General features: G+C 43.1%; 9 protein-coding genes and 1 CRISPR repeat array. Of the genes, 7 read left to right on the forward strand and 2 right to left on the reverse strand.

Going from position 1 to position 11,007, the window contains the following annotated elements; genetic code table 11:
* Positions 1-270 precede the first annotated feature (270 nt).
* The 3 genes from L1D50_RS09305 (at position 271) to L1D50_RS09315 (ending at position 3,732) form a co-directional block, all read left to right on the forward strand.
* Positions 271-2,088 carry a tetratricopeptide repeat protein gene (locus tag L1D50_RS09305; RefSeq protein WP_239965938.1) on the forward strand — a complete coding sequence of 606 codons (1,818 nt, stop codon included), beginning with the start codon at positions 271-273 and terminating at the stop codon, positions 2,086-2,088.
* The gene (locus L1D50_RS09310) at positions 2,085-3,254 is read left to right on the forward strand and encodes an aspartyl/asparaginyl beta-hydroxylase domain-containing protein (protein WP_128726131.1); all 1,170 of its coding nucleotides are present in this window, start codon (positions 2,085-2,087) and stop codon (positions 3,252-3,254) included. Before L1D50_RS09305 ends, L1D50_RS09310 begins: the two co-directional genes overlap by 4 nt.
* 202 nt (positions 3,255-3,456) lie before the next feature.
* Positions 3,457-3,732, forward strand: a complete 276-nt coding sequence (locus L1D50_RS09315) for a SelT/SelW/SelH family protein (protein WP_128726132.1) — start codon at positions 3,457-3,459, stop codon at positions 3,730-3,732.
* A 408-nt stretch (positions 3,733-4,140) separates the two neighbouring features.
* Positions 4,141-5,756: direct repeats of the CRISPR family, unit length 29 nt; unit sequence CGGTTTAGCCCCGTGCATACGGGGAACAC.
* 163 nt (positions 5,757-5,919) lie between these two features.
* Here the strand turns inward: L1D50_RS09315 and L1D50_RS09320 are convergent.
* Positions 5,920-6,396 carry a GNAT family N-acetyltransferase gene (locus L1D50_RS09320; protein WP_088532761.1) on the reverse strand — a complete coding sequence of 159 codons (477 nt, stop codon included), beginning with the start codon at positions 6,394-6,396 and terminating at the stop codon, positions 5,920-5,922.
* 143 nt (positions 6,397-6,539) lie between these two features.
* On the opposite strand from L1D50_RS09320, the gene L1D50_RS09325 reads away from it, so the two are divergent.
* From L1D50_RS09325 to L1D50_RS09340, 4 genes are all read left to right on the forward strand, one after another.
* Positions 6,540-7,064, forward strand: coding sequence for a chalcone isomerase family protein (locus tag L1D50_RS09325; RefSeq protein WP_239965939.1), 525 nt, complete (start codon positions 6,540-6,542; stop codon positions 7,062-7,064).
* A gap of 101 nt (positions 7,065-7,165) precedes the next feature.
* Complete coding sequence (locus L1D50_RS09330) at positions 7,166-7,696, forward strand: DUF3833 family protein (RefSeq protein WP_128726143.1); 531 nt, start codon at positions 7,166-7,168, stop codon at positions 7,694-7,696.
* 231 nt (positions 7,697-7,927) lie between these two features.
* Positions 7,928-10,069, forward strand: coding sequence for a prolyl oligopeptidase family serine peptidase (locus L1D50_RS09335; RefSeq protein ID WP_128726144.1), 2,142 nt, complete (start codon positions 7,928-7,930; stop codon positions 10,067-10,069).
* Between the two features lie 64 nt (positions 10,070-10,133).
* On the forward strand, positions 10,134-10,376 hold the full coding sequence (locus tag L1D50_RS09340) for a Rho-binding antiterminator (RefSeq protein WP_128726145.1): 243 nt from the start codon (positions 10,134-10,136) through the stop codon (positions 10,374-10,376).
* Here the strand turns inward: L1D50_RS09340 and L1D50_RS09345 are convergent.
* A complete protein-coding gene (locus L1D50_RS09345) occupies positions 10,362-10,823 on the reverse strand; it encodes a GNAT family N-acetyltransferase (RefSeq protein ID WP_010603965.1) in 462 nt (153 codons plus the stop codon). The two genes, L1D50_RS09340 and L1D50_RS09345, sit on opposite strands and share 15 nt — an antisense overlap.
* Positions 10,824-11,007: the final 184 nt, after the last annotated feature.

Consider the following 11,007-nt stretch of genomic DNA (forward strand, 5'->3'; position numbering starts at 1 on the left):
GGTCATAACCTAAAAGAGTCAACCATAACTCCTCGAACTGAAGCATAGCTAAAACCCTGCTAGCGTTGAACTAACAACCAAGCATTTTGGTTGTTAAATAGAACTATCAATAGATGGGGAAAGGCTAAGAGTGTGAGAAAATAACAATAACTCTACTCGCTGTTTTATATAGTTTGACTAAGATTAAGAAAGATAAATACCGCAGACAGGGCCTGATTATAAAATCAACAGCTCTGCTTTTACCTGTAAACGTTTAAGTAAAATAACAATATGAAGCAAACGCATGAAATAAACGACGCTATTCAAAGTGCTTTCAGGCTTATCCAACAAAAACGGGAACAAAGTGCCTTAGAGTTACTTCAACCTTTTACTCATGTACAGCACCCAGACTTACAATATTTAACTGGCATTTGCCATAAAGCCCTAAATAATTGGTCGAGTGCAATAACAGCTTTACAACAAGCAAACAACCTTGCACCACGAGTAGAAATACAAAGTCACTTAGCAAAGTGTTACTGGCAATTAGGGGATTTTAAGCAAGCTGAGGATCTCTATTTAGCAATCTTGGAAGTAGAGCCTCAACATATTGAAGTATTTAAAAATTTAGCGCTGTTGCATCTTGAACAGAATCACTTTGAATCCGCTGCATCATGGTCATCGAAAGGACATACTAAAGATAGTTCAGGCCAATTTACTAAGCTTCTTGGAGACATCGAAAAAGCCCAAGGCCACCTAGACAAAGCCATTGAACTTTACTTATCAGTCCCCAAGCACTCACCAATTGCATATAGAGCAGTCCATAATTTAGGGGTTTGTTATAAGTTACAAGCTAAATTTGATCAAGCAATTCAATGCTTTCATTTAGTTCATAGGCAAAGCCCTGAACAATATGAACCTTTGTATAACCTTGGTGACTGTTTTTTTGCAAAAGGTCAGTTTGAACAAGCCCAAGAGGCTTATCAACTTGCATTAAAGCGAGCGCCATATAACACCACAATTCACCAAAGCCTTAATGAACTCTACTGGCAAAATGGCCAACAACAGCGCTTCGCCAAAAGCCTTTTATCTGCTTTAGAAACTGCAAATAACAAACTACCATTAATTGAGTGCCTTGCTGAGCTATACTGGAATACGGGTCAATACGAGGCGTGCAAACAATGTATTTTACAGTCTAATTATGCGGATTCATCCGCCGTTATGTTGACTTTACAAGGTCGCCTAGCAGCAACTAAAAGTGATTTTGACATAGCCTTTGAGTATCTAGACAAAGCAAATAAGATTGTTGCGGAGCAAGATAGAATGTGTGAACAAGCAAAGTTTGCCATTCAACTTGGTAAGTTTGACAACGCAAGTGCACTACTTGAGAAAGTGCTACACACTAACCCCAACTCACAACTTGCGCTGGCTTGGTTAAGCGTGGTTTATCAAGCTACCGATGAAAAAAAGCATCGTGAATTGTGCAACCCTGAGTTTATTCTTACAACCGAGTTACAAACGCCTGATGGCTACACAAACCGCGAAGAGTTCATCTCAGAGCTAGAGTCTTGCTTACTCACACTGCACCAAGGTAAGCAGGCGCCTAGCGAACAGACTTTGGTTAACGGCTCTCAAGTTTCTGGCGGCTTGTTAAACCGGGACATAGAGATAATCACTAAAACCAAAGCTCAATTACTTCATGATATTGAGCAATCTCTCAAACAGTTGAACGCCACCCCTGAACACCCTTTTCTTGCACACTTAAATACACAGCGACAAATAACTGGCTCCTGGTCTGTAAAATTAACCGAACAAGGTTTTCATGTGAGCCATATTCATCCCGCTGGTTGGATAAGTGTGGTGCTCTACATTAATACACCAGAAGACGACACGGAAAACGGCGTTATCGAATTCGGCAGACCTCCTCTAGCCCCGCCTTACGATTTTCAACCATTTAGAACCGTAAAACCCAAACGCGGCCAAATCGTTATCTTTCCATCCTACTTTTGGCATGGTACTCAGCCATTTACGGCGACAGAAAATAGCTACAGAATGACATTACCACTTGATATCGGCATTGTAAAAAATGAATCAGAGGCGAGAGCACAATGACAAAAGAAGAAAAACAGCCACTAAATATTGACGCTCTAATACAGCCAATTCTCCACTCAGAGCCTAAAAGTAACTGGCCAATACTATTATCCAATCTACGACTCACCCACCCTGATAACGCCGAACTCAGCTACCGCATCGCGGTGATTTTAGAACAAATAGGTGCTTTTTTAGCGAGCGAACAAGCCTATATCCACTGCTTGAAGCTAGCACCCAACAACTATTTGATTTACCTTTATCTTGGTCATTTGCTCGAAAATACAGGTAACGAGGAAATCGCGTTAGTTTGCTACGCGCTTTGTGAAATGTTGACTGGCAATTTTAAACAGCTCCAGCTTGCAAGCACAACAGCTTCACAAACACTTGAACGCTTTCAACAAGCTTGGCGATGTATGGAGCGAAATTTAGCCAACGCAAAAAATATCGAAACAGCACGCTGGGTTCAATATAGTAGCAAACCTTTTAAAACAGCTCAGGCTCCCCACCTTTTTTATGTGTCAGAGCTCAACGCAATGCCAATATGGCAAGCTGAGACACTTGACTGGGTGCAAGCGTTTAAAGCTGCTATTCCTGAGATCATTAATGAGTTCTATCACAATTTTGATTCTGCAGCTTCACACTTAGCTCCTTATTTGTCGGGCAAGGAATATGAAACTGCATTCCCCACTCTTGCTAATAATGATAGGTGGCAGGCTCTTTCCTTATTTAAAGAAGGGCTTGAAGATACATCTGTTACTACACACTTCCCCGTTTTAATAAATGCCTTAAAAAGCGTGCCATGCTATGGGTTAACTGACGCACCTTATGAGGTCTTTTTCTCCAAACTCGCCAAAGGCCAAACGATCCCCCCTCATTACGGCTTATCAAACCACAGCCTTACCGTACATTTAGCGATAGATATTCCCCCAAATTGTTACTTGGAGGTCAACGGAGAACGAACGCTATGGCAAGAAAACGAATTAACTGTTTTCGATGATTCATATTTGCATATGGCGCATAACGGCGGAGATAGGGACAGAGTTGTGCTTATTTTTTCAATTTGGCATCCAAATTTGACTTTATCTCATCGTCAGGCAATCCAATCAGAATTTAAATATAGGCAAGAATGGATTAACAGTTTACGAGAAAAACTCATTAAATATACAAACCGATCACAGAATTCATAAATGTTATCACCATTACCACTCAACTTGCCACAAATAGGTTGTTAGTTTGTAAATAACCCGTAATCTAAAATCTGACCTTAACATTGAGGTCTCCCTGGATAATTTCGGGGGGTGACCCCCGTTTTTTTCTCCTTATCTAGCCACTTTATAAACCCCAGTGCTAGAATCAACACTCGTTTATCAAATTGTAACAATCTATCCTATGCAAAAGCCCATCATCACTATTCGTTATTGCGTGTTATGCCAGTGGATGCTGAGAGCCTCATGGCTTGCACAAGAGTTGCTTTCAACTTTCTCCGATGACCTACAACAAGTTGCACTTGCACCAGCCAGTAAAGGTGTATTCGAAATCTACTACAATGATACGTTAATTTGGTGCCGCAAAGCTGATGATGGTTTCCCTGAAGCCAAAGTGCTAAAAAGAAGAGTAAGAGACTTATTAGATCCTGAGCGTGATTTAGGTCATGTAGATAAATAACCAGCAGACAGCGATCGAGACAGCTTAATTCCGAGAGTAAAGGCAAGGGCAAAAACATCTGGAATATTGTGAACTGATCCACTGGCCCGAATGGAAATCTGGAATCACCACTGTCTTGAAGCCCGCTGAGGTGAGTGCATGGATGCGTGAAGGATGCTGCTTCACGGACGAATTACAGCACATGATTCAGAACTGAATAGCTCAGGTTTAGCCCCGTGCGTACGGGGGCGAAGTAGGACCGACAAAAATATCTGGAATATTTTTGAACAGCTCTGCTGACCCGAAGGGCGAAAGACAGGAAGTCTGGAGTCATCACCGTTTCGCAGCCTGCTGAGGTGAGCGCATGGATGCGTGAAGGATGCTGCTTCATGGACGAATTACAGCACATGATTCAGACGTGAATAACTCAGGTTTAGCCCCGTGCGTACGGGGAACACTAAGGTTCGGTAGGCAATTTAAACGTAAGATACGGTTTAGCCCCGTGCGTACGGGGAACACAGCCTAATTAAATATAACTGTCAATATTATTTCGGTTTAGCCCCGTGCATACGGGGAACACATGCGAAATTTAACAATGGCGCTGGTATGCGCCGGTTTAGCCCCGTGCATACGGGGAACACTATGTACTCACGTCGTTCGTGTGGTGGGGCATCGGTTTAGCCCCGTGCATACGGGGAACACCCGCCGCCAGTTCCTGCCAAATAACATACATGCGGTTTAGCCCCGTGCGTACGGGGAACACTTTAGTGGGTAGCCGTAGGAGCTGTCAGGTATCGGTTTAGCCCCGTGCGTACGGGGAACACTTCCCCAGTTAACGAAATTTCAGGCAACGAGTCGGTTTAGCCCCGTGCATACGGGGAACACGCGCGGTTTTAAAATAAAGCGGCTTCGGTGGTCGGTTTAGCCCCGTGCATACGGGGAACACTTCATTTAAAAGGTTAGGTATAATCACTTAACCGGTTTAGCCCCGTGCATACGGGGAACACTTTCAATATCAATAAAAATCATTGCGCTAATCCGGTTTAGCCCCGTGCATACGGGGAACACATTGGTGCCAGCCTGGGAGAGCCCGAAACTTTCGGTTTAGCCCCGTGCATACGGGGAACACATCTATTGCTGGATTAATTAAACAAATTTTTTCGGTTTAGCCCCGTGCATACGGGGAACACTCTTTAATATCTGATGCAGAAATGTGCAGTAACGGTTTAGCCCCGTGCATACGGGGAACACAAAACGTGTTTCAGGTCGATGGTTTCGCCGCCCGGTTTAGCCCCGTGCATACGGGGAACACATGCCGCGCAAGGAGCTGCTGGAGATGTTTGGCGGTTTAGCCCCGTGCATACGGGGAACACGCAACAACGAGTCAGGTGTCATCAATGGCAAATCGGTTTAGCCCCGTGCATACGGGGAACACCCCTTGTACTGGTCCTGACTGTCCAACGGTGCCGGTTTAGCCCCGTGCATACGGGGAACACTTAAAATCAAGCTCAGGGGTTATAATCTCAAGCGGTTTAGCCCCGTGCATACGGGGAACACCTCATCTTGTATTTGAGTAAACTCTTTTTCATCGGTTTAGCCCCGTGCATACGGGGAACACAATTAGCCTATACGGTGAAACCATAGATATCTCGGTTTAGCCCCGTGCATACGGGGAACACCTCAGGTTCAACTCCTCCTAGTCCACAATACCCGGTTTAGCCCCGTGCATACGGGGAACACCGCTGTCATACTACATCTACGAGTTTTTATAGCGGTTTAGCCCCGTGCATACGGGGAACACTCTAATCCAGAGTCCAATGATTGTTCGAGATCCGGTTTAGCCCCGTGCATACGGGGAACACAAGCGATATTGACTACAAGACGATCACAATTACGGTTTAGCCCCGTGCATACGGGGAACACATAAGTCGGCTCTAACAGACTCCAATATAGACCGGTTTAGCCCCGTGCATACGGGGAACACTCACCATCCGTAAATGAAAATGACAAAAAGCACGGTTTAGCCCCGTGCATACGGGGAACACTCTAAAAATATCTCATTGTTTCTATTGGCAAAAATCACCATTGCAATGTTCACCAAAAATATTGGGTACAAATTCTACGTATGTTTACTCGGCTCAATTGTTAAAGAACGGGGGTTTCTCTTCAAATAATGTATAGCCAACAAACCAATAAACTTCCCTATACTTACTCAGCAAAATCGATGAGTTCTTGCCCTGTTAGGCGATAAATAATCCATTCGTTTTGTGCTTTAGCACCGATGCTTTCATAAAAGTCAATTGATGGCTTGTTCCAGTCAAGTACCACCCACTCAAAACGCCCACAGTCCTTTTGTAGTGCGAGTCTTGCGAGGTATTTCATGATCCCTTTACCTGCGCCAACACCGCGTTTGTCTTGTGATACGTATAGGTCTTCAAGATACAGCCCATGCTTGCCAAGCCAAGTAGAATAATTAAAGAAATACACTGCGAATCCGATTGCTTCACCATCTAATTCACAAATAACGCTGTGTGCTCTGGCTTCTTTACCAAACAATTTCTGTTCTATTTCTTCTACGGTATTGAGCACGGCATCCGGCTCTTTCTCATAAATTGCAAGTTCGTTGATAAAGTGCAGTATCGTTGCAGCATCAGCCACTTCTGCAGGGCGAATTGAAAGGCTCATAATGGCTCCTAGTTGAAGGTTTTAGCCAGCTTAGCAAATTGTAAAGGGGGATGACAGCACCTTTCAGGCAGCAGTAAAGTGAACAAACACTCCAGCTCGTTCGTATATAAGGCTAACAGTTTTTTATACAGGAAGAGGTTAATATGCAAAGGACCATCTTTGCCTTTTTGGTGTTGTTTTTCAGCACTCAGGGTTTCGCAAGTACCAGTGATGTTGTAAATCAATTTATAGAAAACCCTCAACAGGTCGGCAAAACAAGTCGAATGACCTACCTGTTTTGGGATGTTTATGACGCCAGCCTTTATGCTCCACAAGGGGTGTACTCTAAAGAACAGCCTTTTGTATTGGCATTACATTATCTACGCGCGCTTGATGGCAAAGAGATAGCAAAACGCTCGTTAAAAGAGATGCAAAAGCAAGGGTTCAGTAATTCAAGCCTAGGTGAGCAATGGCTAACAAAAATGGTGAAAATATTTCCCGACGTTTCTGAAGGTACCGTGCTATATGGTTTAAGAACACTTGACGGTTATACCCAGTTTTATGAAGGTGACAAGCTCATTGGTGAAGTGAAAGACTCGGAATTTACTACACGATTTTTCGACATTTGGCTTAGTGAGAAAACCTCCGAGCCGACAATGCGATCCGAGCTTTTGGGCCTAATACGATGATCACTAATGGTCTTTTTCTCAATTTTAAGTTCGCTATTTTGTTCAGCGAGACATACCGGCAGCAACAGCACTCGAACACTTTTCAAATCTAAGGAGAAACAATGCGTACTATCTTGATGTTACTCACCCTATTTTTATTATCTGCTTGTAGTTCCGGCATTGATGGTAATAAATACTCTACGCTCAGACCACAGTTCGATCCATACGAGTTTTTTGTTGGTGACATAAAAGCATGGGGGATAGTCCAAGACAGAGATGGTAACTTAGTCCAACAATTTACTGTCGATATTAAAGGCTCAATCAACGACCAGTCTGAGCTTGTTTTAGATGAGACCTTCAACTATTTGCTCGGTGACGGCGTGAAAACACGAATTTGGACTATTACAAAAGCAGCTAACAATCAGTATTCTGGCCGCGCCGACGATATTCTCGATTCAGCATCGGGTGAAACCTTCGGTAATGCAATGAATTGGCAGTATAGAATGGACTTACCCGTTGATGATACCAGCTATGAAGTACACTTTGATGATTGGATGTGGTCTTTTGATCAAACCACTCTAATCAACCGCTCTTATATCGAAAAGTTCGGCATTGTAATGGCTGAAGTCACAATCTTTATGCAAAGACAATAGCAACGAGCCTAAGTCAACATCCGCTTACCCTTCTAACCCGTGTGTTTGTCTACAATTTGTAGACAAACATGACGGCTCTACTACAATCAATAGCCATTACAGTGGTGCAGAACAGTAATTGTATACTGAGAGCACAAAGTAAAAGTATTATATAGATAAGTGTTATTACTGAGTAAAACGCAAGAAAAAACACCTGCGCTGCTGCTCAAATAACTTATAGGGATCCCAGTAATGATTAAAAAGATACTAGCAGGAGCAATTGCCCTTGCACTTGTCGGCTGCGTAAATACAGAAAACGAACAATCGAATAATGTAGCCTCAATGCAATCCGTAAAATATCCAACAACTAAGATGGGCAAAGTTGTTGACAGTTACTTTGGTACACAAGTGGCAGATCCATACCGCTGGTTAGAAGATGATAAAAGTTCAGAAACCGCAGCTTGGGTAAAAGCACAAAACGAAGCAACACAAGCATATTTATCGCAAATTCCGTATCGTAAAGATATCGAAAAACGCCTCACTGAATTACTTGATTACGAGCGTGTTTCTCAACCATTTAAGCACGGTAACTATACCTATTTCTACAAAAATGATGGGCTGCAAAACCAAAGTGTTTTGTACCGCCAAAAAGAAGGTGGTGAGACTGAGGTATTTTTAGATCCAAACACCATGAGTGACGATGGCACAACATCGCTTGCAGGTTTAAGTTTTAGTAAAGATGCTTCATTAGTCGCTTATCAAATTTCCGAAGGTGGCAGTGACTGGCGTAAAGTAATTGTACTAAACACTGAAACTAAGGAGCAGGTCGGTGAAACTCTAGTCGACGTGAAGTTTAGCGGTATCTCATGGTTTGGTAATGAAGGCTTTTACTACTCAAGTTATGATAAGCCTAAAGGCAGCGAACTTTCTGCAAAAACTGACCAACATAAGGTGTATTACCACAAGATTGGAACACCCCAGGCTCAAGACAAAGTCATTTTTGGTGCTACTGACGCGCAAAAGCACCGCTACATTTATGGTGGTGTGACAGACGACAAAAAGTACTTAGTGATCTCTGCTGCAGTGTCGACATCAGGTAACAAACTATTTATTCGTGATTTGAGCAAACCCAATAGTGAATGGGTAACGATTTTAGATCATACCAACTCTGATACCAGCGTTATCCACAGTGAAGGCGATACATTGTTCTTGAGCACGAATTTAGATGCGCCGAATCGCCGTATCGTTAAAGTCAATGCAAAGCAACCACAACCAGAAAATTGGCAAGATGTGATCCCGGAAACCGACAATGTGCTTTCAGTATCAACTGGCTCTGGCTACCTATTTGCAACTTACATCAAAGATGCAATTTCATTGGTAAAACAATATGATTTCACAGGTAAACTGATCCGTGATATCACCCTTCCAGGAGTAGGTACAGCGAGTGGCTTTAGTGGTGAGGAAGAAGACGAAGTACTCTATTACTCATTCACCAACTACAAAACGCCAAGATCGATTTTTGCTTTCAATGCAAAGTCAGGCACCAGCGAATTATATAGCTCAGATAAAGTAGACTTTGATTCAGATGCTTACGTGTCTAAGCAAGTTTTTTACACCTCAAAAGATGGCACCCGCGTACCGATGATCATCACCCATAAAAAAGGGCTGAAGTTAGATGGTAATAACCCAACGCTACTATACGGTTACGGTGGATTTAATGTCAGTCTTAAGCCTTACTTTAGCCCGACACGTGCAGCTTGGTTAGAGCTGGGTGGTGTTTATGCCGTAGCAAACTTACGTGGCGGTGGTGAGTATGGTAAAAAGTGGCACAAAGCAGGGACTCAAATGCAGAAGCAAAACGTCTTTGATGACTTTATTGCTGCAGGCGAATATTTAGTATCCGAAAACTATACTTCAAGTGAAAAGCTTGCAATTAACGGCGGTTCAAACGGTGGCTTGTTAGTAGGTGCAACGATGTTGCAACGTCCAGACCTATTCAAAGTTGCAGTGCCAGCGGTTGGGGTACTTGATATGCTGCGTTATCACACCTTTACTGCTGGAGCTGGCTGGGCTTACGACTACGGTACAGCGGAAGACAACAAAGAGATGTTTGAATACCTGAAAGGTTATTCACCTGTGCATAACGTAAAGGCTGGTGTAAATTATCCGGCAACCATGATCACAACAGGTGACCATGACGACCGCGTAGTACCTGCACACTCTTACAAGTTTGCAGCTGAGCTACAAAGCAAACACACAGGTCCAAATCCGACGCTTATTCGTATCGAAACCAATGCCGGGCACGGCGCAGGCACACCAATAAGCAAAACGATTGAACAGTATGCCGATATTTATGGCTTTACGCTTTACAATATGGGAATTAAGTCCCTTTAAGCATAAGCCTAGTTTGAAAAGCCACCTGTACAAGCAGGTGGCTTTACTCAATAAGGACGTATCTATGATCAGTTGCCAACAGTATGATTATATTGAACTAGCGTGCCTAAAACGCCTAAAGGTTACTATTGAGATGAAAGATGGTGACGTTGTGCGTGGCAGGTGCGAAAACACGGCCATAGTCGACAAACAGGAGTGTTTAGTTTTAGAACAAGAAAGCCAAGCTGTCACTGTGATGCTTGCAGAGATTACAAGCATCTCTGCCGATACTGATAATCCCTACTTTACAACATTAAGATTTCAGTGATAACGCCATAAAGACACTTAACGGGTTGTCGCGGTACATCCCAAAGCGCTCACACCGCTCAAACCCCAAGCTCTCATAAAGACTTATCGCACTGGCTTGCTTAGAGCCGGTTTCCAGCCGGATCAGCGGGATCTGCGCTTCACCCGCATAGTGAAGCAAAATTTGCATAATACGTTTAGAAAGCCCTTTACCTCGATAGCTAGGTTTTACGTATAAGCGCTTAATTTCACCGTATAAGGTTTTATCAAACTGCTTTACAATCGCACCACACGCTACAATGCCCTCTTCATTTTGTAAGCCAACGGCATACACGTTAGGTTGGTTAATTTCTTCTATTGATAAAGACTGTGCACTTGCGATTGGATATAAGCTGTTCATTAGCTTATCGATTTCAGAAAACACCGCGACTACTTGTGGGTCATCTGACTTTAACTGAATTAATTGCATACCTGCCTCTGAGAAATAAGGCCAATTTGTCCTGCGCCCATAAACTGAGCAATATTATTACTATTCTGGCCGACGTCAAACTATACCGAGTTAGAAATAATAAGCAAATTATAGAGGTAAGATGATGAGCTGAGTACGTGTGGAAATTTTACGACGGTATTAGTTTAACTTATTAACTATTTGT

This window comes from Pseudoalteromonas sp. Isolate6 (genome assembly GCF_022398435.1).
GTDB classification, from domain to species: domain Bacteria; phylum Pseudomonadota; class Gammaproteobacteria; order Enterobacterales; family Alteromonadaceae; genus Pseudoalteromonas; species Pseudoalteromonas galatheae.